The organism is Sphingobacterium thalpophilum (assembly GCF_901482695.1).
GTDB classification, from domain to species: domain Bacteria; phylum Bacteroidota; class Bacteroidia; order Sphingobacteriales; family Sphingobacteriaceae; genus Sphingobacterium; species Sphingobacterium thalpophilum.
In genome coordinates, this window is the sequence record NZ_LR590484.1 from 4,848,081 (window position 1) to 4,873,757 (window position 25,677).

General features: G+C 41.2%; 21 protein-coding genes and 2 pseudogenes. 16 read left to right on the forward strand and 7 right to left on the reverse strand.

Annotation, left to right across the window (positions count from 1 at the left end):
- Positions 1 to 11: 11 nt before the first annotated feature.
- A complete protein-coding gene (locus FGL37_RS20295; protein ID WP_028069618.1) occupies positions 12 to 620 on the forward strand; it encodes an alpha-ketoglutarate-dependent dioxygenase AlkB family protein in 609 nt (202 codons plus the stop codon).
- A gap of 4 nt (positions 621 to 624) precedes the next feature.
- Here FGL37_RS20295 and FGL37_RS20300 read toward each other — a convergent pair whose 3' ends face one another.
- A complete protein-coding gene (locus FGL37_RS20300; protein ID WP_081817843.1) occupies positions 625 to 1,617 on the reverse strand; it encodes an SDR family oxidoreductase in 993 nt (330 codons plus the stop codon).
- A 308-nt stretch (positions 1,618 to 1,925) separates the two neighbouring features.
- Between FGL37_RS20300 and FGL37_RS20305 the strand changes: the two genes are divergently transcribed.
- Both FGL37_RS20305 and FGL37_RS20310 read left to right on the forward strand, forming a co-directional pair.
- Positions 1,926 to 2,726: an inorganic diphosphatase gene (locus FGL37_RS20305; protein WP_051606760.1), complete on the forward strand. Its 801-nt coding sequence runs from the start codon at positions 1,926 to 1,928 to the stop codon at positions 2,724 to 2,726.
- A gap of 115 nt (positions 2,727 to 2,841) precedes the next feature.
- Complete coding sequence (locus FGL37_RS20310; protein ID WP_028069620.1) at positions 2,842 to 3,615, forward strand: TspO-related membrane protein; 774 nt, start codon at positions 2,842 to 2,844, stop codon at positions 3,613 to 3,615.
- Between the two features lie 769 nt (positions 3,616 to 4,384).
- Here FGL37_RS20310 and FGL37_RS20315 read toward each other — a convergent pair.
- From FGL37_RS20315 to FGL37_RS20325, 3 genes are all read right to left on the reverse strand, one after another.
- Entirely contained in the window at positions 4,385 to 4,801 is a 417-nt protein-coding gene (locus FGL37_RS20315) for a VOC family protein (RefSeq protein WP_232048749.1), read from the reverse strand.
- Positions 4,802 to 5,029: 228 nt separating this feature from the next.
- Positions 5,030 to 5,914 (reverse strand): NmrA family NAD(P)-binding protein, encoded by an 885-nt coding sequence (locus FGL37_RS20320; RefSeq protein ID WP_028069623.1) that lies wholly within the window; start codon positions 5,912 to 5,914, stop codon positions 5,030 to 5,032.
- A gap of 183 nt (positions 5,915 to 6,097) precedes the next feature.
- Positions 6,098 to 6,832: a DNA-formamidopyrimidine glycosylase family protein gene (locus tag FGL37_RS20325; protein WP_028069624.1), complete on the reverse strand. Its 735-nt coding sequence runs from the start codon at positions 6,830 to 6,832 to the stop codon at positions 6,098 to 6,100.
- Positions 6,833 to 7,202: 370 nt separating this feature from the next.
- Here FGL37_RS20325 and FGL37_RS20330 point away from each other — a divergent pair, with 370 nt between their 5' ends.
- The 6 genes and pseudogenes from FGL37_RS20330 to FGL37_RS26175 all read left to right on the forward strand — a co-directional run.
- Positions 7,203 to 9,707, forward strand: coding sequence for a cation-translocating P-type ATPase (locus FGL37_RS20330; protein WP_028069625.1), 2,505 nt, complete (start codon positions 7,203 to 7,205; stop codon positions 9,705 to 9,707).
- 118 nt (positions 9,708 to 9,825) lie between these two features.
- Positions 9,826 to 12,036, forward strand: a complete 2,211-nt coding sequence (locus FGL37_RS20335; RefSeq protein ID WP_028069626.1) for an outer membrane beta-barrel family protein — start codon at positions 9,826 to 9,828, stop codon at positions 12,034 to 12,036.
- A gap of 7 nt (positions 12,037 to 12,043) precedes the next feature.
- Positions 12,044 to 13,117 (forward strand): sensor histidine kinase, encoded by a 1,074-nt coding sequence (locus tag FGL37_RS20340; protein ID WP_051606762.1) that lies wholly within the window; start codon positions 12,044 to 12,046, stop codon positions 13,115 to 13,117.
- A 4-nt stretch (positions 13,118 to 13,121) separates the two neighbouring features.
- Positions 13,122 to 13,742 carry a LytR/AlgR family response regulator transcription factor gene (locus tag FGL37_RS20345; RefSeq protein ID WP_197734487.1) on the forward strand — a complete coding sequence of 207 codons (621 nt, stop codon included), beginning with the start codon at positions 13,122 to 13,124 and terminating at the stop codon, positions 13,740 to 13,742.
- Positions 13,739 to 13,837 carry a hypothetical protein gene (locus FGL37_RS26170; RefSeq protein WP_407695580.1) on the forward strand — a complete coding sequence of 33 codons (99 nt, stop codon included), beginning with the start codon at positions 13,739 to 13,741 and terminating at the stop codon, positions 13,835 to 13,837. Before FGL37_RS20345 ends, FGL37_RS26170 begins: the two co-directional genes overlap by 4 nt.
- Positions 13,838 to 14,025: 188 nt before the next feature.
- A pseudogene (locus FGL37_RS26175) lies at positions 14,026 to 14,394 on the forward strand (penicillin-binding transpeptidase domain-containing protein); the annotation flags it as partial.
- A 108-nt stretch (positions 14,395 to 14,502) separates the two neighbouring features.
- On the opposite strand, the pseudogene FGL37_RS20355 reads toward FGL37_RS26175, so the two are convergent.
- Positions 14,503 to 15,030 (reverse strand): annotated as a pseudogene (locus FGL37_RS20355) (O-acetyl-ADP-ribose deacetylase).
- 177 nt (positions 15,031 to 15,207) lie between these two features.
- Between FGL37_RS20355 and FGL37_RS20360 the strand changes: the two are divergent.
- From FGL37_RS20360 to FGL37_RS20375, 4 genes are all read left to right on the forward strand, one after another.
- Positions 15,208 to 15,981, forward strand: coding sequence for an SDR family NAD(P)-dependent oxidoreductase (locus FGL37_RS20360; protein WP_037533016.1), 774 nt, complete (start codon positions 15,208 to 15,210; stop codon positions 15,979 to 15,981).
- A gap of 55 nt (positions 15,982 to 16,036) precedes the next feature.
- Entirely contained in the window at positions 16,037 to 16,972 is a 936-nt protein-coding gene (locus tag FGL37_RS20365; RefSeq protein WP_028069628.1) for a helix-turn-helix domain-containing protein, read from the forward strand.
- A gap of 271 nt (positions 16,973 to 17,243) precedes the next feature.
- Positions 17,244 to 18,689 carry an arylsulfatase gene (locus FGL37_RS20370; RefSeq protein WP_081817850.1) on the forward strand — a complete coding sequence of 482 codons (1,446 nt, stop codon included), beginning with the start codon at positions 17,244 to 17,246 and terminating at the stop codon, positions 18,687 to 18,689.
- A gap of 241 nt (positions 18,690 to 18,930) precedes the next feature.
- Positions 18,931 to 19,668, forward strand: a complete 738-nt coding sequence (locus FGL37_RS20375) for a YggS family pyridoxal phosphate-dependent enzyme (RefSeq protein ID WP_028069630.1) — start codon at positions 18,931 to 18,933, stop codon at positions 19,666 to 19,668.
- 150 nt (positions 19,669 to 19,818) lie between these two features.
- Here the strand turns inward: FGL37_RS20375 and FGL37_RS20380 are convergent, their stop codons facing one another.
- A complete protein-coding gene (locus FGL37_RS20380) occupies positions 19,819 to 21,552 on the reverse strand; it encodes an NPCBM/NEW2 domain-containing protein (RefSeq protein ID WP_028069631.1) in 1,734 nt (577 codons plus the stop codon).
- A 504-nt stretch (positions 21,553 to 22,056) separates the two neighbouring features.
- Between FGL37_RS20380 and FGL37_RS20385 the strand changes: the two genes are divergently transcribed.
- From FGL37_RS20385 to FGL37_RS25990, 3 genes are all read left to right on the forward strand, one after another.
- Entirely contained in the window at positions 22,057 to 23,421 is a 1,365-nt protein-coding gene (locus tag FGL37_RS20385; protein ID WP_028069632.1) for a Gfo/Idh/MocA family protein, read from the forward strand.
- A 59-nt stretch (positions 23,422 to 23,480) separates the two neighbouring features.
- Entirely contained in the window at positions 23,481 to 24,113 is a 633-nt protein-coding gene (locus FGL37_RS25985) for a DUF6807 family protein (RefSeq protein WP_197734488.1), read from the forward strand.
- 83 nt (positions 24,114 to 24,196) lie between these two features.
- The gene (locus FGL37_RS25990; RefSeq protein WP_197734489.1) at positions 24,197 to 24,475 is read left to right on the forward strand and encodes a DUF6807 family protein; all 279 of its coding nucleotides are present in this window, start codon (positions 24,197 to 24,199) and stop codon (positions 24,473 to 24,475) included.
- 59 nt (positions 24,476 to 24,534) lie between these two features.
- Here the strand turns inward: FGL37_RS25990 and FGL37_RS20395 are convergent, their stop codons facing one another.
- Positions 24,535 to 25,407 carry a DJ-1/PfpI family protein gene (locus FGL37_RS20395; protein WP_037533019.1) on the reverse strand — a complete coding sequence of 291 codons (873 nt, stop codon included), beginning with the start codon at positions 25,405 to 25,407 and terminating at the stop codon, positions 24,535 to 24,537.
- Between the last annotated feature and the right edge of the window lie 270 nt (positions 25,408 to 25,677).

Consider the following 25,677-nt stretch of genomic DNA (forward strand, 5'->3'; position numbering starts at 1 on the left):
TCTAACATGAAATGGAACAGTTAAGTTTATTTGATAATGAAGGGTACCAGTTCCCCGAGGAACTCTTGCAGTTCGAACCACATTTTCTTTCCAATAAAGAGGCTGATGCGTTATTCAAGCTACTGTTACAGGAAGTACCGTGGCAGCACACTGCTCAAAAAATGTACGACAGGATTGTCACGACGCCACGACTGACTGCCTGGTATGGCGAAGAGGATACTTCGTATCGGCTGGGGGGCAGAAATATTATTGCCAACCAGTGGTTAACGCCACTGTATGATTTAAAGGTAAAGATCGAACAAAGGTTTAACTGTCAATTCAATTCTGTTTTGCTGAATCTCTATCGTGATCAAAACGATTCCGTTGCTTGGCATCGCGATAGGGAAAGTGAGCTTGGAAATAGGCCTGTCATCGGATCACTCAGTTTAGGGCAAGCCCGCTATTTTGATTTCCGAAGAGTAGACGATCACTCGCAAAAGCGGTCTCTACTTTTAAGACATGGTTCCCTATTGCTTATGAAAGGCGATTTGCAGGAGTCTTGGGAACATCGGATTGCAAAATCTTCGCAGGCGATGACTCCGCGGATCAACCTTACCTTCCGATTGATCCGAGAAGAATGATCACTTAAGGTTGCCCGCCACCACCAGCGGCTCCATAGATCTGTCCGTTCGCATAGCTAGCATCAGCTGCTGCCAACTGAACATAGATGGATGCCAGTTCCGCTGGCTGCCCGGGACGACCTAAAGGAGTATCGCCACCAAAATTCACCAATTTTTCCTGTGTAGCACCACCGCTGACTTGCAATGCCGTCCATATGGGGCCCGGAGCTACTCCATTGACCCTGATGCCTTTGGGGCCAAGCTGCTTGGCCAAGGAACGGACATAATTTGTGGTGGCAGCTTTGGTTTGGGCATAATCGTAGAGGTCGCCAGAAGGATCGGTAGCCTGCACTGAAGTAGTGCCTATGATGACAGATCCCGGTTTTAGGTGGGGAAGTGCCGCCTTAATAAGCCAAAACGGCGCATAAATGTTGGTTTTCATCGTTGCATCAAATTCCTCTGTGCTGATATCTAAGATTGACGCTTTCGTTTGCTGCCGGCCCGCGTTATTAACTAATATATCCAGTCCACCCAGTTGCTGAACTGCATCTTCAACCAGTTTGGTGCAAAAATCTTCATTACGTAGGTCTCCAGGAATGGCTATTGCTTTACGACCAGCTTCTTTGATCAAGGCAATCACTTCCCTTGCATCGGGTTCCTCTGCCGGGAGATAATTGATAGCAACATCGGCACCTTCGCGCGCATAGGCAATAGCTGCTGCGCGCCCCATGCCTGAATCACCGCCTGTGATCAGAGCTTTACGACCTTTTAGTCTGCCTGACCCCTTATAGCTTGTTTCGCCGTGATCGGGACGTGGGTTCATCTGGCTGCAAAGCCCCGGCCAAGGCTGCGACTGCTTTTTAAAAGGCGGTTTGGGGTATTCTTTGACAGGATTAGCCACATCCCCCTGCTGTTGCGATTGGGCAGGTTGCCAGCCACCGAGTAAGGTAAAGCCCAAAATACCTGCCCCCATTTTGCTTATTGCCGTCCTTCTACCCATGCTAGTTAAATTTTTCATATGCTATTTTATTTGTCTATTGATATCCGCTCTACTTTCTTCCAAAATAACAGGGCTTGAACCTTCTTGGTTGAAACATCTTTCTCCAATTTCTAAAAACGGGTATATACCACCTTAAATGAGTAGAATCACGCCGACGAAGTCATTAATGCTGAAACAATGGTGTCTATCGTACAACACAGCACTATGTGCACCAGAATGAGCTGTGCGCAGATTGGCGGTCAACCGTAAACTTTTTCCAGTTGGTGGTTGTTCTCATTTTATCATAACAAACAATTTTAAGTATTTTAACCTACCACGATTTAGTGATGAAAGATGTTGTATGTATGGTGGAGACACCGAAAAACTCCAATGCAAAATACAATTATGACCCCGGGCTTGGTGGTCTTGTAGTAGCGAAATACTTGCCTTTGGGATTTGTGTTTCCCTATGATTTTGGTTTTATTCCGGGAACCATGGGCCAAGATGGTGATCCGTTGGATGTCATTGTCATTGCGGAACAGGGCAGTTTCCCGGGCAGCTTTCTGAAATGTAGGGTTATTGGTGCTATAAAAGCAGTACAGCGGGAGCTAGACGGTTTAATAATCGAAAATGATCGATTTCTCGTCGTTCCAGAAAACTCAAAGGTATTCGCCAATCTGACACGGGCAGTACAACTACCAGATGATATCCTGGCCGAACTGCAATACTTCTTTAGCTGTTATAGTCAAATAGAAGGCAAAGATTTTGAACCACTAAAAGTCATCAGCGCAAAAGACGCGGTTAAAGCAATAGCGACCGCAAAGAACAACATGGAACCGATCCGGAAGATTGAGATTTTCGTGCCTTTATCGGATGACAATGGAAAACCTTTTCCAGCTTATCTCTACAGAAATGTAAAAAGGAAATTAATTAAAGACTTTGGCGGCGTGACTGCCTATACGCAAGCTCCGGCGGAGGGGGTCTGGTCCGATGAAGATCAAAAGGAAATCAAAGACCGCATCATTGTTTATGAGGTCATGGTCGCCGAGATTGATAGAGACTATTGGGCTTCCTTTCGGCAGCATCTAGAACAACAGTTTGATCAAAAACAACTGATTATCCGGCAAAGTACAGTAGGCTTGTTATAAGCTAAGTGGATATCGGAAGCTATTGGCTTTGAATGTCCTTATATGAGCATATTTTATTGTTCACGACGCCGTCCGTGAGCCGAGTCGGCAAAAGATGGTTTAAAAATATAATAGTATGAAAAAATCACTTCAGACCACGAATGGAATCGCGCTGGTAACAACAATTATCATTAGTTATCTATCCAACAAAGGAGTTTTTAATGGTGAGACCATGGGCACAATATCTGCAAAATATGAGAATTTATTCACACCAGCGGGCTATGCATTTTCCATCTGGGGTCTAATTTATCTACTTCTCTTTGGTTTTATCATCTATTTTGGTCCTATAACGAGACAGACACAAGAAAAAGAATGTGTACTGAAACAGATTGGCTGGTGGTTTGTAATTTCCTGTTTTGCCAACAGCCTTTGGGTACTAATCTGGCTATATGATTTCACCTTCTGCAGTGTATTGTTCATGATCTTACTTTTGCTATCGCTTCTAACGATCATCGAAAAGACTGAAGAAGGACGCCATCGGCAGTCTGCCGCTATGACTATTTTTTTAAGACTACCTTTTCAGATATATGCTGGTTGGGTCTCTGTCGCATTAATAGCCAACGTTGCGGCATATCTCAAGAAAATCGCATGGAATGGTTTTGGCATATCAGAAACAAGCTGGACTATCGCGCTATTTGTCTTCGCGCTGGTCATCCACCTGTTTATGATTTGGAAACGCGGCATGCCGGCATTCGCTTTGGTCGCGGTCTGGGCATTACTGGCTATTGCAGTTGCTAATCACATCATCGATTATACCATCTATATTGCAGCTATCGTGTCAGCAGTTATTATTTTCATAAATATCATTATTTTCTTTGTGAGAAAATCAAAAGATCCATTAACCCGATAACAAAAGAGAAGATTACGTTGCCGTATACAGTTATCGTTTTCAAGACTGCACACGACGCGCTTGTAAGCAACGATAGATAAACATACCACGAATAATAATAAATTGTCACCAAATATTAATTCATACTTGTCGGGAAGAAAAAAAAACATACATTTAAGTGTAAATAGCATAGACGGCATCGATTGAAGAAAATTTGCGCTTCTACTAGTAATCGGGGAGACGTACAAACAAAAAGGTGTTATTGCGAATTGAAATTGGATGTGCACTATAATACACAATACTTAGAAATATATGGGGAATATCATATTTAGGTTCTGGTTGGTAAACGTCCTGTTAAGTATACTTTTATTTGTACTATATCGTTTCTTGATGCTAGATAGTGAGCTTGTTGATTCAACATTCTTTGAAAAAGTCCTTAGTATAGTGGATGCGTTTTTAAATGCTTATCTTTCAACTGTCTATGTTGTAGTAATCACTTTAGGGTCAGTTTTATTCTTTTTGAATCAAATCGAGAAAATTAGGAACAGTTATTTCTTATCGTTAATCACCTTTTCCGGTGTACCATTCATTAGCGTTATTTTTCTTACAGTCATTATTTTGGGAGATACATACCAATATGGCGTAACAGCAGCTCCATTAAAGTTACTATTTGTCTTTTCAGTACTTTATTTGCTATGTACTATTGTCGAATTTCTGCTCTTTAGAAGGAAAATATCGCTGATTCATAAATTAAGATAAAAATGAAAAAAAGTTATTCTAATAGAGCGTCTCAGTTGATGCGTCCCTTAGACCTTTCAACAGCCTGAGTCGTCACTGGCGTAAAAAAATTGATCAGATTTCCGTCGGGATCTCTGAATAGTAGCGATCGGTTCCCCCACGGCATCGTTGTAGGCGCCTGTACAAGATGCGGCGCAATGAACTGTTTTATCCGATCGTAATCGTTATCTACATTTGGTGAAATAAATTCAATGATTGCAGTATGGTTTTGTGCGGGTTTGGCTATATGATCTCCACCGAACAATTCCAGGGTTTTGGTACTGCCAAATGCCAGTGTGGCTGCATCAGTTTTCAGTTCAGCAAAGTCCTGCGTATACCATACTGCCTTCAGACCTGTTATTTTTTCATAATAATCAGTTAACTGCTTTACATTTGCTGTAATAATCCTTATAGAAAGAAGATTCATCATATATAATATCTATTGAACATTAATTTGAGCTACATCGTGTTGAGCAAAAATCGGATTACTATTGACAACAGTTTGTCATGACGAAGATTAAATATCAAAAAATCTATTATTCGTTGAGTCCATTGTTCAAAATCGCTATCCAATGCCAAGAGGCGGAAAATAGCCATCCCGCAAACGGATAGCTACTCTTAATATTTGATGATGTATTAACGGTTTGTGTAAGTTTAATTATGTGGTCGCAAACACGCTAGCAAATTCTATAGCGTACTCTTCCAACTTTACTTTCCCCATCGTCGGCGTGTGCCTGTCGTAATCTTCATGGAGCGTGCCATTATGGATCGCTTCGCTGAGTTCAACGAGATTGGCAGCATGTTCGTTCGAAAGCCCATTTTCCAAAAGACTATTAAGTACCAAGTCCTTCGCTAATCTTACCCATTTCAGATCTGGATTGCCGACTGCATGGCCGATTACCGCTGCGATTTCATTGCAGTTTCTATCATCGCTACAGATATAACGGACAGCACAAATGTTCTGTGTCTTAACCAGTTCTTCTGCCGCAGCTTCGGCGATATCTTGTGGAGAGACCATTGGTAATCGGTCTGTGTCTCCATAGACTGCTCCAATGTTGCCAACTGCTTTAATCATGGGTATGAAGGCAAGTAAGTTGTAATAAAAATAGGTCGGACGTAGATGAGTCAGATAAATATCAGGAACGCTGTTCAGGATTTGTTCCACATGATATGCACCTGTTATAAAGCCTGTTCCGTACGGCAAATGAGCTCCGTAACTGCTTAAATATACCACTCTTTTAATTCCTGTTTTTAGAATAGCCTTTTTGTATTTTTCGCCCAATCTCCTATAATAGGCGATCTGATCAGGCTGTGTATAGCTCGGTGGAACCATACAAAACACGGCATCCTTTCCAGCAAAGGAACTACTTAAAAATTCGTCATCATCCAAAGAGCCAATCAACGAAGTAGCTCCTATTTGCTGAATCTCTATCGCGCGTTTATCAGTGCTGCTGATCACCTCCACTGAATGTCCACTTTTTACTAATGCCATGCTTAATGGTCTTCCGATGTTCCCAAGAGAACCTGTAACAACTATGTTCATCGTAAAATTATTTTGTTACCCAAAGTTCTGCAAGGAGCGGATTCCGCTTGTATCCATATCCACTTTTTTTGTATCCAGATACCCAGATGCATCTGTATGTGCCGATATTCTAGATTCCTTTCTTCAGGCCACATTTCACAGAGTCCTCAGTGTCGCTCACTCTTAAAGTTAAGCCATAAGCGCCTAGTATCTTTTTTGATCTTTCAGACAGTAGAAACACCTTCTGTTAGTTTTACCCAGGTGCTTTCGGATCAGTCGTTCCCCGCAAATAGGACAGTTGGATTTAGTATGTACCAACCAATGTTTCTTCAGCACAAAATCTCTCTTCCAGTTTAGAAAATCGAAGCTATAATTACGCGCTTCCGCGATTAATTGATTTAACTTTGCTGTTGGCAGGTCGCCGATCAAACTTTCTGGCTGAACTCCGATCCTGAAGAGTACTTCATTTTTGATGATATTTCCAACTCCAGAAAAAATTTGCTGGTCCAGAAGTGCATCGCAGACCAAGGTGTCCGGCAAAGATATCAACTTCCTGACAGCCTTTTTAGGATCCCATATATCGCTCATTACATCTGCTTGCCAGTCGATTTCTGTTAAATAACTATGCTCAACTTCCTTTACTGAGCAGGTATAGAAAAATATGCTACCGCTGTCAAACCAGATCCCCAAGCGTAGGCTTTTTTCAGGTTTCGTTTGCTCGTCGATACTATAAGAACCAAACAGGAGCAGGTGAATTCTTAATACCGCCTTCTCAAATACGAGATACAATTGCTTTCCGAACGTTTTTATACCCAAAAGCACTTCATTTACAAGCCAATCCTTTTCGAATTTGGCGTTTCCTGAAACCGCAGTGATGGTGTGACCGACAAACCTTTGCAGATTCTCTTTTATCAGAACTATGGATGGACCTTCTGGCATATTCGACACGATAATTTAAGCGCATTCGCGTAATGGACATTTCGTCATTGACGTTTATTACTATGAGCCATAATCACATTTATGGCACTCTGACTTAGAACAATACTTCCGCAGGCATAGTTTTACGCTAGTGTGGTCATCCGGTAGTTAAAGGCTCGTCTCATTAAAAATGAGACGTCGTGTCTGATAAAATCTTGAACACCTTTTCGAAAAGTACGTCAATGCATCGCTAGCTTAGCAAAGAACTTTAGTCGCCTCGCCAAGAACATATTCTAGAAAATATTGTTTCCTAATAAAGTAAGAGAACAACAAATATAAAGACTGTTTTATATTCTAAACATCATCAGTTTTACTTACATAACCTTATACTATGGAATACAATATCCCCAGTCATCTCAAAGGCCTTAGCCAGGAAGAGGTAAGTATAGCTCGGGCGCAATATGGCTATAACCAATTGGAAGAACAACAAAAAAGTAGTTGGCTTGATCTTCTTATCAGCATTTTAAAAGAACCCATGCTGATTTTGCTTATCGCCATTTCCCTTATTTATGTCATTGTGGGGGATTATGCCGAGGCAGCTTTTATGGCCTTGGCGATTGTAGCAGTCACAGCTATTTCTTTTTATCAGGATAACCGAAGCAAGAGGGCGCTGCAAGAGCTTGAGAAACTCAACGAGCCGTTGAGCACAGTTATCAGAGATGCGCAAGTAACTAAAATCCCTACCCGTGAAATTGTCGTTGGCGATCTGTGTATTACAGAAGAAGGACGTGTCATCAATGCAGATGGACGGATTTTGCATAGCAATGATTTTTCGGTTAATGAATCGTCCCTCACCGGAGAGAGTTTCTCCGTTTTTAAAGATAGTACGACGGAAGATAATTTGGTGTATAGTGGTACAGTAACAGTGTCAGGCCTTGCTGTTTTTGAAGTATTAAAGATAGGTAAACAAACACGTGTAGGCAAGATCGGCGAATCCATTCGTACCATAAAAGAAGAGATTTCACCCCTGCAAGTGCAGATCCAAAAATTTGTTAAGTCGATGGCAATCGTTGGAGTAATTATTTTTTTGTTGGTCTGTCTATATAGTTATTTGGATACCAAAGATGTAATTGTTAGTTTACTCAGCGGACTGACCCTAGCAATGTCCGTTTTGCCCGAAGAAATACCCGTTGCATTTACCACTTTCATGGCTTTGGGCGCATGGAAACTTATGCGTGAAGGTGTTATTATAAAAAGAAGCAGCATCGTTGAGACCCTCGGAAGTACAACGGTGATCTGTACGGATAAAACAGGTACAATAACCGCCAACATGATGCAGTTAAAACAACTTTATGACTATCGCTCCGATACCACTTATTCGGAAGATCACTTTGATAATGAGTTGCTTGAGGAGCTGATTGCTTACGCCATGTGGAGCAGTGAGCCGGTACCTTTCGATCCTATGGAGATCACGTTACATAAGATATATCAGGAAACGCACAGCAAAGATTTAAGAAAGAATTATGAATTATTTTACGAGTATCCTCTTGAGGGCAGACCGCCGATGATGACACACCTTTTCGAAAGCAAACAGAAGGAGAGGATTATTGCAGCTAAGGGAGCCCCCGAAGCGATATTGAGCGTCTCTAAGCTTTCCGATAACGAGAGGCTGCGGATCAGAAATATTGTTGAGCGCTTTGCCCAACAGGGCTATCGCATTTTGGGTGTTGCCAAATCACATTTTTTGGGCGATCAATTTCCCGCTAAGCAGCAGGATTTTAACTTTGAGTTTTTAGGGCTAACTGTGTTCTACGATCCACCAAAGATTGGAATAGAAAAAGTCTTTCAGCAGATTTATGCTGCTGGGATAAAGGTGAAGGTGATCACGGGAGACAATGCTGCAACAACTAAAGCCATCGCCTTACAATCGGGCATCACCAATGATACGCCAGCAATCAACGGAAGTGAAATCATGGGCCATACAGAGGAGGAAATTGTAGCGATAGCTGATCGCACCACATTATTTACACGCATGTTTCCTGATGCCAAGCTCGCCGTTGTCAACGCATTAAAAAAGAAAGGTGAGGTGGTCGCCATGCTCGGAGACGGCGTTAACGACGGCCCCGCACTAAAAGCTGCTCATATCGGTGTGGCCATGGGGAATAAAGGGACGGAAATTGCTAAATCAGCTGCAGCGTTGATTATTACAAATGACGATCTGGAAAAGCTTATTGTAGGCATAGCCGCGGGCCGCAGGATTTATGCGAATATTAAGAAAGCGGTTCAATACATAATTTCTATTCATATTCCCATTATACTTACAGTCTCCTTACCCTTGTTCTTAGGATGGATCTATCCGCAGATATTCACGCCGGTACACGTCATTTTTCTGGAACTTGTCATGGGCCCCACCTGTTCAATTGTCTATGAGAATGAACCTATTGAAAAAAATACGATGAATCAGCCGCCGAGAGCTATGGGAAAGACATTTTTGAATATCAAAGAACTTGGTATAAGTATCGTTCAGGGGCTTGCCATTACAATTGGGGTATTGTTTAGCTATCAACTTAGCATCATGGAGGGCGGTGACCAAGTAAAAACAAGGGCAATGGTTTTCACTACCCTAATATTTGCGAATATCTTTCTGAGTTACGCAAACCGATCATTTTATTATGGCATTATAGAGAGTTTTAAGAATCGTAATTTACTGCTCGTTAGTATTACGTTAACCGTGCTAATTCTGCTGCTGTTTATTCTTTACTGTAAACCAGTATCATCATTTTTTGACGTTACTGCACTTCGTATATCTGAGTTGCTGACTGCATTGGCTATTTCGGCGGTATCCGTACTTTGGTTTGAAGTTTATAAAAAGATAAAAAGAAATTCTGACAAGTAAAAAATCAACGGATTTTTAAAGGCTGACTTCCATTGATCCCGTAAAATTTACCATTCAAATAAATTATTTAGGTAAAGCTCCGAGAGCCAGTACATTCGTAAACAACTATTTTACGAATATGAGAAGAGCAACTATCTTTTTGGTTTTAACTATCGTCTTGCTACTATCAAGAGTCACCCATGCAAAGAAACAATACACATCACAGGATACCATCCGGGACAAATCTATTATGCTGAGCGGAGTGACTATTACCAGAAAACTCAACCCTGTTAAACTTTCGCCTGATAAAATAAGCATACGAGTTTCCAATAAGTCACGCAACACTTCAGGTAGCGTTTTGGATCTGCTGCGGAAAATGCCAAGCGTAACGATTTTGCCCAATGGAAGCATAAGCCTAAATGGACAAGAGGGTGTACAGATACTTATTGATGAAAAGACAAACTTTCTTACCGCAGAAAATCTGATTACCTTTCTGGCTTCGATGCCGGCGTCATCACTGGAAACAGTCGAACTGATTACACAGCCCAACGCGGTATTGGATGCCAACGGCCATGGAAGATTTATCAACCTAAAAAGGGCAAACACAGCACAAAAAGATCTAGCGCTCATTATTTCAACAAATGCCGAGCAAGGTAAATATCACAGAAATCATCATCATTTAAATGTTGTGTTTACGCGGAACAAATTCAGTCTTTCAAATACATACGCATTTAGAAGAGGAAGTGAACTAGTGGACGTTATGTCCACCCGAAATATAACTGGCCTTGCAGGTCGCACCCCGCTACAGATTGATATGAATGCTATTAGGAATAAGAACTATAAGAATCACTACTATAATGGTATATTGGATTATACAGCGAGCAAAACTATAAAACTAAGTACATATTTACTTATTAGCGATAATAAAAGGAGCAAAGATGAAATAGCGGGATCACTATTTTTTAGCGATCAATCGGTGGCCGATTCAACTACAGAGGCCAGAAATGCGATGGGACAAAACTTTAGAAATTTAGGAGCCGGCGGTCAGCTGATTTTCCATATGCAAGATCATTCCAAATGGGAATCCTCATTTGATCGGCAATACTTCCAACAATCGGAATGGCAGGACCAAATGATAAATAAATTTACAGATGAACGGTCTGCTGCGGCCCTGGATACATTAAATGGAACGGCGCAGGGAGAAGTCCGAATCTCGACATTACAGTCCAAATATACGCTTGATTTGGGACCAGACATCACCGCCATTCTGGGCGCTAAACTTACACATGTGGCTATGTCGACGGCGTCGTTTTTTCATGGCTTCAATGGAACGGATTGGAAACAGCGCAGCGATCTTAACAGTGAATTTGAGCATCATGAAAATTTGAAGGCTCTATTTTCACAGGTGCGATATGCGGCATCTGCCCGCATGCACTTAAGTTTTGGGTTACGTTATGAGGACGCATCTTTCGATAGCCAGACACGCAACGCGTCAGATCGGAATATTCTTAACAGGTCGTACAGAAATATTTTTCCAAACTTGACTATGACCTACGCTTTACGGAAAAAACATCAATTGTCATTGAATTACAACAGGCGGGTTAACCGGCCTAACTTTCGGGATCTGAGCCCCGCTGTTGAAGTCAACGACCCCTATCTTTACGAGCGCGGAAATCCCGAGCTGAAGCCAGATTTTACAAATACTATCGAACTTGGCTGGTTATACCAAAATTTATACTCCTTACACTTATTTCATAGCTTAATAAAGGATGCGATCAGTAAAAGCTATCATCTCGACCCGTATGGTCGCACGGTCGTGCAGCCCATGAATATACAATACGTATCCATCTTAGGGCTGCGGTTAAACGGAACAAGTATGACTCCCATAAAGCAATGGAATATACAATTAAACGCTAATCTCATTTACAAGCAATTTGAATGGCGGGCAATGGCAGGAAACCGAAGGAACCGGCAGTTGACGCCAACGCTACAAATACAAAATAGTGTCAATCTTCCTGGCAAAATGAACCTCGAAATCAACTGTTTTTTTAATGGACCGAAGGCTGAAGGGCAGGCAACAATTTCGCCATTATGGTTTATAAACACGGGACTACATCGTAAATTCCTTCAAGACAAATTAACTTTGTATATTTATACCAATGACATCTTGCAAACAAATAAGCCTAGGATAATTTTTAACGGAGAGTCTATGAGAGGAAGATACCGTGAGCTATATGATAGTAGAGCCGTTGGCGTCAGTGTATCTTACAACATATTTAATAGCAAAAAAGTTAGTAAAAATGCTCAGTCAGGCGATCGCTTAAAGGAAAACGATAGAATTATCTTTTAATCTTAGTATGAGTATTATTACAAGATCAAATCCGTTACGTTATCTAGGCCCCGCAATTTGGGGGATAACTTCTTTCAATATTCTGCGTGTGGTTACCGACTTAACTAAAAAAGATCAGTTTTGGTCAGGGGGTATACGGATCCACTCGATAGGTCTTTTTATTTCCATAGCTTTCTGTTATGTTTTGACAGCACTATGGCGCAGGAGACTTGATAAAATCTTTGGTGACGTGTCCGTCTTTTCTGTTAGTGTGGCGAGAGAATATTTAGCCGTTATCATTCAGATTGTTATCCTGCTTAATCCTGTTATTTATAGTGCCGAGCATTTTGGATGGGTATATATGGGGGATGGCTATATCGATTATATCTTGGTCAATGCTATTTATATACCGCTATTTTTACTTTATTATACACTGATGCGAAATGAGCAAATTGACCATGCCATGGCCAGTAACCGTATATATGTAGAAAAGATAAAATCAGATAAATTAAGTGCTGAACTTCAATTATTAAAGAGCCAGTATCACCCGCATTTTCTATTTAATGCATTGAATACGGTATACTTTCAAATTGAAGATACCAATACGTTGGCGAAAAGGAGCATTGAACAACTTTCAGAATTATTGCGTTATCAAATTTATAATGTTGACGAAAAAGTAAGCATGGACCAGGAAATTGTCTATATCAGATCTTACGTATCGTTTCAACGACAACGGTTACCGGAGAGATTAAATGTCCAAATGAACATTGATCCGGACTGGCAGGGAATACGTATCTTTCCGCTACTTTTTCAGCCATTGATAGAAAATGCTTTTAAATATGTCCGTGGTAAATACGAAATTAAGATCGATATTAAGCTGCGGGATCGGGAAATAACTTTCGGTATCTCGAATAGTCTGGACGATCGTTTAAATCCTGACAAGGGAAAGATAGCTAAGAAGGCCGATTCAGGATCAGGTCTGGCACATCTTGTCAGGAGATTGGCGTTAGTCTACCCTAATGCTCACAAGCTATCTACAGAAATGCAATTTAATCAGCAGGAAGGACATTGTTATCTTGCTGAATTAAGAATAAAAATATAATTATATGCAAATGGAGATAAAATGTGCTATAGTCGATGATGAGCCATTCGCGCGAAAAGGATTAGCATCATATATAGAAAAAATAAGTTTTTTGAAATTGGTTGTCGAGTGTGAAGACGTAATGGCGTTACATGAGTATTTAAGACAACATCCGATAGATCTTCTTTTTTTGGACATCGAAATGCCCGAAATGTCTGGGCTGGACTATGTTGCCACACTCAAAAATCCGCCTAAAGTCATTGTCGTTTCTGCGTATGAACAGTACGCCCTCCTAGGTTACGAATTGGAGATCGTCGATTATTTATTGAAACCTGTTTCTTTTGAAAGGTTTTTTAAAGCCGCAAATCGTGCAGGAGAGAGCCTTGGCTTCGCTTCTCTGACTATTGGTGGCCAACATAGTGTTCAAGAGCAGCATATTTTCGTAAAAGTTGACAAAAAACTAAAAAAGATTCAATATAATGATCTACTTTTTATCCATAGCCTCGGTAACTATATCGTTATTCAAACAACTTACTCGCAAGAAATTATCTACTCTACACTCCAGCAGATGATCACCATGTTACTTCAAATTTATTTATATCCTGTCATCGATCTTATATTATCAATAAGCAAAAAGTTACGATGATCGAAGGCAATCAGCTTCAAATAGCAAATCATAAAGTGCCGATAGCAAGGAATTTAAAAGATGAAGTGTTGCGATTGATCATAGGTGATAATTAGTTGTACGATACATAGGCATGAAACAATATGGCTATAAAAGAGTACTTAGCAAACAATGTGTAATGATGTTTAGTATAATTCGGATGTTGCCACGTATCCTCTCAATAATAGGTATGCTTCCCTTGCTTGCATTTGGCCAGTTGCGGGCAGTTCCGCCATCAACGACTATAAAACCGTGCTGAACGACAATTATTAGGCCTGATTTCGACAAATATTTTCGTGATTGCCAAGTGAACGGCGCTATTGTTATTTACGATAATGCCAAACAGATGCTAATCGTGTCAGATACGCTAAGCGTAAAAACACCAGTGCTACCGGCATCCACCTTTTAGGTGGTCAACATGCTTATTGCATTAGAAACAGGCACTATCAAAGATGAAAATGAAATCATCAAATGGCCGGTGAAGACAGATACGGTCAAATATGGTTACCGTCCCGATATCTATCGCGATATAACGGTGAAAGAGGCATTTGAAGTTTCAGCCGGTTGGGCGTTTATTGAGCTCTCCAAACGAATAGGTAAGAACAAGTATCTTAAATACTTATCGGAATGCAATTAGGGAAATGTACTGAATTAGCGCAGCAGTATTGAATGATTCTGTTGAGCTTATTATGATTAGCTCAGTCTGTCGTTCTGCGATGACCACCTGTGGGTGAGTATTAAATTATACATCATTAGGTTGAATTGCACTCAACAGCTGAAAATTTTCGTCGTCAAAACAAACGATTTTTATCTGTTTGATCGTATTGTCCGATTCCAGAAATTGATTTATAGCTTTGACCGAGAGTTCCGCTGCCAACTTTTTTGGGAACCTATATATACCTGTACTGATGTTTGGAAAGGCAACAGTGGAGCACTTATACTCTGCAGCTAATAGGAGAGAGTTTATGTAACAGTTTCTCAGCAAAAGCTCTTCATCTTTTTTGCCGCCATTCCAAACCGGGCCGACAGTATGGATCACATACTTAGCAGGTAGGTTACCAGCTGTAGTAATGACTGCTTCGCCTGTTCTGCAGCCACCTTGTCAAGCGACGATCTTTCGACATTCCTCTAAAATAGCCGTTCCGCCAGCTCTATGAATAGCACCGTCCACCCCGCCACCGCCTAATAAAGAGGAGTTCGCTGCATTCACGATGGCGTCTACCTCTATTTTTGTGATATCTCCTTTGATGACTTTAATTATTTGAGCCATAGTTTATGGAATTATGTCCGTGAATATTGATACGTTTATTATAGGATCACGTATATGTTCAATAAACATCTAAAATTAGTAAATATCCTTAAATTGGCTACAAAATTTCCCGATATGACTACAGTTAATGACCTGTGATCTGGCAACTTTGTTCTACAAAATTTAAATATTCAAGTTATGCAGACAAACCAAACAAAAGTGGCCCTCGTCACTGGAGCGAATACCGGTGTAGGATTTCAGATCGCCAAAGCGTTGGCGGAAAACGGTTATGTTGTTTACGCTGGATCTCGGAACCTAGAAAAAGGGGAAGCGGCCGTATCGCAGATCGGCGACAAAGCTAAAGTTATTCAGTTGGACATTACAGACAATCAGTCAATTAACGCAGCGGTTGAGACCATAAAAGGTATGTATGGACATCTTAACCTTTTGGTTAACAACGCTGCGATCTCGCATGCCGGAAAGCCCGGCCGTACCATGGAAGAAATTTTGGGCTCCCAGCGTGCTAGTATTGCATCCATTAGTGAACTTAAAACCGTGTGGGAGACGAATGTGTTTGGAACACTTGCCGTCACCCAGGCCTTTTTACCTTTACTCCATCAAACAGCAACTGCACGTATCGTAGTGGTTTCAAGCGCATTAGGATCCCTTGAAATCAACTCCAATACCGAAAATCCATATCGTGTTCATTTTGATGCAGTATATGGCGCTTCTAAGACCGCGCTCAATGGGATATTTCTGTCTTTAGCAATAGAACTGGAGCATACGGGTATTAAGGTTCACCTCGTCAGTCCGGGATTCACAGCAACAGCGCTCAATAATTTTCAGGGGACGGATACCGTAGAGGAGGGAGCAAAGGAGCCCATCCGCGTTTCACTGGCTGAAGACCTTCCGACAGGTAGTTTTACCGGCCCAGCCTCTTTCAGTGCAAAGGGTAACATTCTGCCGTGGTAATTTTTTTGAGATCAAAACCTATGATCATTTATCATAGGTTTTTTACATTTATAACATGAAAGGCAAAGACAATAAATTGGTCCGTTTTATATCCATATCGGAAAGCCATGAGGCTTTCGGGCTCCCCGCACCACAGCATCCGCTGATTAGCCTCGTTCATTTCAATAAGGATAATCCTTTCAATACAGAGATGGCACCCATTTATGATGTCCTGAGCTTCTATAAGATCACTTTTATCACACGAAACAAAGGACGGTTGAAATATGGCCGCAATTACTACGATTACAATGAAGGCAGTATGTTGTTTCTGGCCCCGAATCAATTGGTCGGAAGCACAGACTATAATAGCGAAACCTATTGTTACATTCTGCTGATCCATCCCGATTTTTTTCGGGGCTATCCCATAGCCAATAAGATTAAGCAGTATGGCTATTTTTCGTACTCATCTAATGAAGCCCTGCATTTGTCAGAGTCTGAAAAGGAGATTATCCTTTCTATTTATAACATCATGGAACAAGAGCTCAACAGCCGCGTTGATGAATTCAGCCACGAAGTTGTGATCGCACAGTTAGAGCTGCTATTGAGCTACGTCAATAGATTTTACAAACGCCAGTTCATCACCAGAAAAATTATTAACAACGATATTCTTCAAAGAACTGAAGCTATTTTGGATGAATATTTCAATAGTGAGAAGTCTTTAATTGAAGGCATTCCTACTGTACATGATCTATCTAAGCAGTTAAATCTTTCGCCGGGTTATTTAAGCGATATATTACGGTCGCTTATCGGACAGACTGCTCAGCAGTATATTCACCATAAACTAATTGAAAAAGCAAAGGAAAAATTAACAACTACACAGTTGACAGTCAGCGAAATTGCATATGAGATGGGTTTTGAACATCCTCAAAGTTTCAGCAAACTATTTAAAAAGAAGACATCGATAACACCATTGGAATTTCGTTCTTTATTTAATCAAAATTCTAGTTGTTGATTTTTCGTGAAAGGCAGTCTACTCAGGGATGTCGACGCCAGAAGAGAGCCAAGTATAGATTTTTGTTGGCCAAAATAGCGGTATATGAACGCTCTCCTGGATCAATTTGCTCTAAATTTCTTGTTTAATTATAATAATCTATATCTTTATTCAATATAGACCTTAGTGTATTCTTGTGCCTCTTGGAATCAACCATTTTTTGTGTGTACTGAATGAGGCTATGTGATTCCTCCAGATGGGAGTCAACTTATACTTGAATTTAATTTTATATATGCAAGCACCCAAAACATTGAATATCAGAAGAACAGTGACGGCTATTTTTCTAATGCTCTTGTCTGGAGCAACATTTGCACAGAATTTGGATAGAAGGCCCAATATCGTATTTATTATGGCAGACGATCTCGGATATGGAGATCTGGGCGTCTACGGGCAGAAAAAAATAGAAACCAAGCGTATAGATTCTCTGGCCAGACAGGGTATGAAGTTTACCAACTTTTATGCGGGTACTTCAGTCTGCGCGCCATCACGTTCATCGCTTATGACTGGGCAGCATACGGGGCACACCTATATTAGGGGCAATAAGGAAATTGAACCAGAAGGCCAGCAACCATTGGCAGATTCGGTGCAGACTATCGCAATGCTGCTGCAGAAGGCGGGATACGTTACAGGTGCCTTTGGTAAATGGGGCTTGGGCATGGTCAACACCAGCGGTGCACCAGATCAGAAAGGATTCGACGAATTCTATGGTTACAATTGTCAACGACAATCACACCGTTACTATCCGACCCATCTTTGGCATAATAATCAGCGTATCGAACTTGAAGGTAACGGACTGATGGCAAAGGGCCAGTATGCGCCGGCGTTGATACAAGAACGGACACTTGCATTTATCGATGCAAACAAAGACAAACACTTTTTCCTCTTTGTACCCACCGTACTGCCTCATGCCGAACTTTCAGGACCGGAAGATGCGTTTTACCAGCAATACGCCACTAAGTTCGAAGAAAAAGTCCACAGAGGAAATGATTACGGTCTCAAGGCAACTGTGGCTGGCTATGCCAGTGTAGATAAACCACGAGCCATGTACGCCAGTATGGTCAGCCGCATGGATGCATATGTTGGTCAGATAATCGATAAGCTTAAGCAGCACCAATTGCTTGACAATACCATCATCATTTTTACTAGCGATAATGGTTCACATAAAGAAGGGGGGGCAGATCCAAACTTTTTTAACAGTTCCGGAGGTCTACGTGGCAATAAACGCGATCTATATGAGGGCGGTATCAAAACACCATTCATAGCCTATTGGCCGGGTAAAATTGCCGAGGGAAAAACGTCCACCTATCTCGGGGCGTTTTGGGATATCATGCCGACGCTTGTAGAACTCGCCCAGGCTGAACAACCACATTATACCGATGGTATTTCGTTTGCGCCGACGCTATTGGGTAATAACAAGCAACAGAAGCACCACGACTACCTTTATTGGGAATTTCATGAAGACGGCGGGCGTCAGGCCGTACGAAAAGGAGACTGGAAACTCATTCTACAAAAGGTCATCAGTGGTAGTCCAGTTGAGGAGTTGTATAATCTCAGACGCGATCCGAAAGAACAAACGAACGTAGCGCAAGATAATCCGAAGAAAGTGAGAGAATTACGTATTCTGATTGAACAAGCACATGTGGAAACGCCTATCTTCCCATTGACGAGTAAAAAATAACAAAAGAGGTTAGTAAAAGCTCTTAAAGCATAAAGTGAGACCGCCTAGAAACAACTTCAGGCGGTCCTTTTTGTTACGTCAAAAATAAACACTGGACCATGTGAAATTTTCAAAGCTGCACCAATCGGGTAGCCCAATATTCATTTACCTTTACGCTATCTTAAAAGACAACACAGATACATTTATCTGCTGATATTCCAAATAGATAATATAGTAAATGACTTGGTATAACGACAAAGATATGAATCAGGACATCGTTAAAAATATAGATTCTGTACAAAGAAGAATAGTAAAGGCATGCGCTGCCAGCGGCCGTAATCCAGACGAAGTGAAGCTATTGCTGGCGACCAAAACAGTGCCTGTCGCTCGTATAAAGGTTGCCTTGGAAGCTGGATATACTTTAATTGCCGAAAATAAGATTCAGGAATTGAAAGAGAAATTTGAGGGCCTAAAGGAACTTCTACACGTCAATCATTTTATCGGGCACTTACAGAGCAATAAGATTAAAGAAGTTCTAAAATATGATGTGACGTGCATTCAATCTCTGGATCGATATGATCTTGCGGAAAAGCTACATCATAGATTGCTACTCGAAGGAAGGCAAATGGAGGTTCTCATACAGGTCAACACCTCCTACGAGGAGAGTAAATATGGGGTAAGTCCGAATGACGTTTTAGCACTCGTCGAGAAAGTTTCCAAATTGAATACGATAAGGATTAAGGGGCTGATGACAATAGGCATGCTGAGTAATAAGGCAGAAAAAGTCCGGAAGTGCTTCCGTCTGTTAAAGGAGATACAACAAAAGATCATTTCTAATAACTTTGATCATGTTAATATGCATGAACTGTCAATGGGTATGAGTGGTGATATGGAAATAGCGATTGAAGAGGGGGCGACAATGATTCGCATAGGAACAGCTATTTTCGGGCACAGGCCGACACCAGATAGCTTTTATTGGGACGAAAATAATAGAGTTTGAAAGATAGACAGTTTAAATGCGTTGCGTTCTTGATATCGCCCTCAAGATTAAATCAATTAAAAATGAACATACATTTTATACGATTAAAACTCTGGTGACATTTTTAGACCGTGCGAAGAATAAAAAGACCTAAGGCAGCTTTTTCACATACTATCTAGTCAGCTGTGGTTCACACCAGATCGACCAAGCATTAAAGTTGTTTCCTGTCCTATCTTGTGTGCAAAGCTCGAGATCATCGATTTCTGTTACATCTAGATCAAAACAATGCTGTTCGCCTGGTTTGACATCGTGCGAAGACAGTATTTTTCCATTACCTCGAATGAAAAATTGAATACCTTCGGGTTTGTCTGCTCCGTCCCGTAAAGCAGCCATGATATGCAGTTTTTTCCACTTTCTTGCTAGACTGTACTTATAAACAGAAGGGGAATGTGCATATAACCCTTTATTAAATATCTTACCATTGCTTTCCAGGAAAAATAGTTTGTTCGATTCAGTAGTGTAAAAATTTCGTGCGGGGTTTTCCCAGCCTACAGATGCGTCATCCCATTTTGCATCCGAAAGAAAAATGCTGTCAAGATTTGTGTTGTCAAGGCTTACTGGTGTTTGGTCTTGCAACAATTGGTGTAATAGTTTTAGTTTTGTCTGTCTTTGACTATGTTGGTCATCGCGTTCTATTAATCTGATAAGGTCATTTACAGTTGCTTGACCATAATTATCCAAAGTCAAAAAATGACCACCATCGTTATGCAGTATCATTTTTCGGTATTCTTTAATAGATCCATTGTTAAACAAAAATAATATCCTGATTTCATGAGGTGTATTGAGCTCAAAACCAGAAATGTCAATCTCTGCTGAGTTTCTTTGATTGATGACCGTGATATAGCTGCTGCTCAGATATTCTGAGATATGGTAAGGACGAACTAACGTGACAGCGCCGTATGGTATTGTGTCTGCATGGTAATACAGTTTTAGCTTCGTATTACTTTCGGAAAGAGATAAGTTGTAGGATTGCAGTAGAAATTCATTCTTATTGTAAATAGATTTTGGCCTTTGAGTAAAAATCGGATGACTACTCAACTGAAACACCGAGGCCCGGGATAACTTAGAGGAGACTATACCACCCCATTTTTCTTCTTTGTAATGTCGGCTACCATATTCTCCCATTAAGGAGATTTTATTTTTATTGAATTCGCCAGGAAAGCCGTTGTCATGTGGTAATCCGAACAAATGGCCCATTTCATGAGCTATTCCCCCTAAATACCAACTGTTGAACTCTCCGACAGAACATTCTTTATCGGTGGCAAACATTTCTGTAAAAACCATTTTTGTTGTTGAGTCGCTTAGGAATTCCGGGTCCAAAAGTTCGCAGTCTGCAACCATGCACAACCCAGAGGAAGCAGATCCCCTTCCGTAGTATGGCGAATGAAATACATAGGTACCTTTCTCATTTTTATAGTTTAATGAAGTAATTACAAGGATATGCTCTATACTTGGATTCATAACAGGGGCTAACTTTTCGAAAATTTCCTTTTCTATTTCTGTCCCAGAATTTATGTTATAATCAGCTGACGGCTTACAGCCTTGAACGAGGTGGTATCGATAGCCCGAATTTTCCGTTTCAAATGGAATTCCGCTACTTTTAACGCCTGAATTTTCAAGTTCCTCTTTGTAATAGGACGAGATATCTCTAAGAATTCGATCTAGGCGGTTACTCCAACCTTGAGGCGCCTCTACGTCAGCAGCGTAAAAATAAACAACCCGAACTGTGTTAACATGTTTATTGTTGCTGGTTTGTATAGACGCGTGCACGAAATGGCTAAACGTTAATAACAAAATGGACAGCCATATTTTTCGGAAAATTTTCTTAGCTACTTGTACGTTCAATTTACACTATTTTGGGTTGCCTAAAAAACATATTTGTCTAAGGAAAACTGCAAGATTGCCTTACGAATGTTTGTCTAACATAACATCTTCAATTTTCTACAATTCTCGTGTACTTCAAAATGAGGATTATTTTCGAGATTCAAGGACAAAGCCTGCTTGAAATCTTCACAGACATTTTACTCATTACCAAGGTGCAAAAAATTGCGGTCCGATTAAAATATGCATATCATAATTTTGATTAACTTTCAAAGCATTATCTATTTCGACCAATGCTTCTGTCGGTTTATTAAATTTTCTGCAACATGTGGTAATACTACGGTTGCACGTAGCTAATGTAAGAAAAATTTAATTAATCACCTATTTTAATATATCAAGCACATCGCCGATATCCTAGCGAATGTTATCTTCCGATGTATGATAAATACCGTTTTTATTACCAAATCGTTTTATCGGGCAAAACAAAAACATGTCATATTATATTACTAGGTATATAAACTTAATTCAATGAATGGTTCAAGACGAGATTTTATCAAAAAAGCAAGCTTGCTTGGAGCAAGTCTGTATACTGGGGCTAATGCTTTCAGTGCCTCCAGTTATCGCAGAATCCTTGGTGCAAATGAACGCATAAATATCGGTGTAATTGGATTTTCTGACCGCCACAAGGGAGCTCACGCGCCCTCGTTTCTGGCCGCTTACAAAGATTTAAATTTTGACATCATTGCTGTGAGCGATATCTGGAGACTACGTCGGGAGGAAGGAACTGACTTTTGGAAACAAAAGCTGGGACACGATATCACCTCTTGTCGGAACAATGAAGAGCTTTATGGACTGAAAGACATTGACGCTGTAATGATTTCAACGGCGGACTTCCAGCATGCGCTGCATGCAATTGAAGCCGTTAAGGCCGGTAAAGATGCGTTTGTCGAAAAACCGCTGGCAGAAACCATGGATGACGCACGAGCCGTATTAAAAGCGGTAAGAGATAGTGGCAAGATTGTACAGATTGGATCGCAGCGGAGGAGCGGAGCGAATTATTTTGCCGCGGATGATTTTATAAAAAGCGGAAAATTCGGCGATATTGTGATGGTAGAGCTTACGTGGAATGTCAATCAGCCTGGCCGTTGGCGCAGACCATCCTTAGTCGCCAAGCTTCGGGAAGAAGATGTGGATTGGCGGCGCTTTTTGCTCAACAGGCCGTATGAAGCATTCGATGCGAGACATTATCTCGAATACAGGTTATTTTGGCCATACTCATCTGGTATTCCCGGACAATGGTTATGTCATCAGATCGACACGGTACACTGGTTTAGCGGCCTTCCCCATCCACGCAGCGTAGCAGTCAACGGCGGAAATTATGTATGGAAAGATGGACGCGAGAATGCCGATACATTTACTGCAGTATTTGATTACGGCCCATTTGATGATAAGACCAAAGGGTTTCAGGTGTTGTTCAAGTCGAGACAGACTAATTCCGGTGTTGCAGATGGGGAAGAGGTAAAAGAAATATACTACAGTAATGGCGGGACACTTAACCTCGATACGAATAAAATCACGCCTTTAGGAGGCCTTACCGAAAAATATGCCAGCATGATGGGCCTCAAGCCCAATCTATTACCCGAAACAAGCTTAAATGATATTCGTGTAGCGACATCGGCTGATACCGGAGGTGATCCCGTAACCATGGCCCATATACGCAATTGGATGGAATGTGTACGCAGTCGTAGGGAACCCAATGCGACCGTCGAGGCGGGCTATAATCATTCGATCGCCGTCATTATGGCCAACGCTGCCTACCGTACGGGCCAAAAAGTAATCTTCGACCGTGAACGACAGGAAGTTATCGCCGGTGATAAGGTATTCAAATATTAAGTTTAAAATAGCTAACCAACATGAAACATTTTATCCTATCTCTTTTACATTTAGCAACCATGGTCGGGCCCATATATGCACAACATAAACAAAAGATCACCGTCCGACACGATAAATTGCACAAAAGCGTTACTGTCGAAGCAGATGGCCAACCTTTTACTGCTCTTATTTATCCTGATGATCTGGAAAAACCGACGCTATTCCCCATCCATGCCGCCAATGGAGAAGTTATTACACGTGGCTATCCACTTATGTCACGAGCGAATGAACCCACCGACCATCCGCATCACGTTGGCCTATGGATGAACTATGAAAGTGTGAACGGACTCGATTTTTGGAACAATTCCTCTGCCATACCACCGGATAAAAACAACAAATACGGCTGGATTAAGACGACTGCCATCAACGAAGCTAAAGGTGGCGATACGGGACTCATAAACTATACCGCGAACTGGTGCGATATAAAACAACAGGTTTTGTTGAAAGAAAGTACCACGCTAGTCTTTCAGTCAACAGGAAGGGTCCGAACGATTGACCGTACTACCATCCTCACTGCTCAGCAACCAGTATCTTTTACCGATGTTAAAGATGGTCTACTCGGCCTGCGTGTTGCTCATGAACTGGAATTACCGTCCGATGAAGAACGTCAGTTTACCGATACGCATGGTGTAGTGAGTAAAGAGCAATCCTAACACGGTTACCGGCAACTATTTGACCAGCGAGGACAAGACCGGAGATGCAGCATGGGGCTCAAGGGCCAGATGGTGTATGCTCTATGGGAAGAAAGGGGGGGGATACGATCAGTATTGTTATCATGGACCACCCCGACAATATAGGATATCCAACCTACTGGCATGCGAGAGGCTATGGGCTTTTTGCCGCCAATCCATTAGGACAGAAAGTGTTCAGCAAAGGTGCTGAAGCCCTAAATTTGACATTGAAACCGGGAAAGTCTGTCACATTTCGATATCGCATCGTGATCGCGTCGGATAATAAAAGACTGTCTACAAAAGAAATCGGCCGGTTGTCCGACAATTTTGCTAAGTCCCGATGATTTCATTTACAAGTGGTTGCCGGACCGGAGGGGTCGGCAACCTAAAAGCGATCCTTTTTTTATCTTTGATTTTCGTAAGCAAGAAGTTCTTCCACGCAAATTTTACCAAATTTATCCGCGGCAAGTGGGCTGTCTGCTGTAATTAGTTTTCTGTCCACATGACAATCGCCGCTGATCTTCTTGTTTAGAATTTCCACACCAAGCTTTTTTAATTTTTCTCCATTAAACCAAGGCATCTCTCCGGGTTGGTATCCACTTTCTGGCAATGTAAGGTCCATTTCATCAGGAAAAGAATTGATCTTATATCCTTTATACGGAAAGTTGCCCTCGCTGCTAGCATCCGCTGCACTTAAGAGCACCGCAGGGCCATGGCAGATCGCCAGCAAGTATTTGTCTTCAGCAACCACCCAATTGATCAGCTCCTTTACATCTTTGCTTTCTGGCAGCCCCAACATTGCTCCGTGCCCTCCCGGAATAAACACAGCCACATAGTCCACATAAGATTTCCGGCTGTCAGCGATAAAGTCTTTGAGGCTATGAGGATTTGAAAATTGCGTATTGTACTTTTCGAGGATCTTACCGATGTGTTCATCTTCATAGGGCATCGCCCACATTTCAAACTTAACTGAATCGCCATTTGGCGTGTAAAAGTCAACTTCAAATCCCGCCTGCTCAAAATGAAGAATAGGTACCAGCGTCTCTACAGGGTGATTACCTGTAGAGAATTTTTTTCCGTTTTTCATTGTCATATAGCGTTGTTCTGTACAGAGAACGAGGATCTTTTTTCTGGTATCCTTGTTGGTGTCGTTGTACTTTTTTTTGCTGTAATCTGTTTTGGTCGAGACCATTGCCTTTCTCGAAAAGAACGACGGTTCATAACCAATGCCGTCAAATACCGGCTCTTTGCTTAAATCGTTTGAAAATAATGCCATAATATATTTTTTATGATTAGCGATTCTTTTAATTGTGCAAACTGCGTGATACTTAAGTCGAAAGCTGAGAAGATTTCGCTTGTAGACCGTCTTCAACTATAAAACATAACAATTTCGAGAACTATGCCGTTCACGAAAAAAGATATTTATATGAAAAGGTGAATAAATAGCTATCGCGTTTCGCGTGGTTTAAGCTCGGTGGAAGATCTTCGCAAGGATTTTATCCAGTTTTCAGCGAAAATTGACATTAAAAACATACTATATAGTATG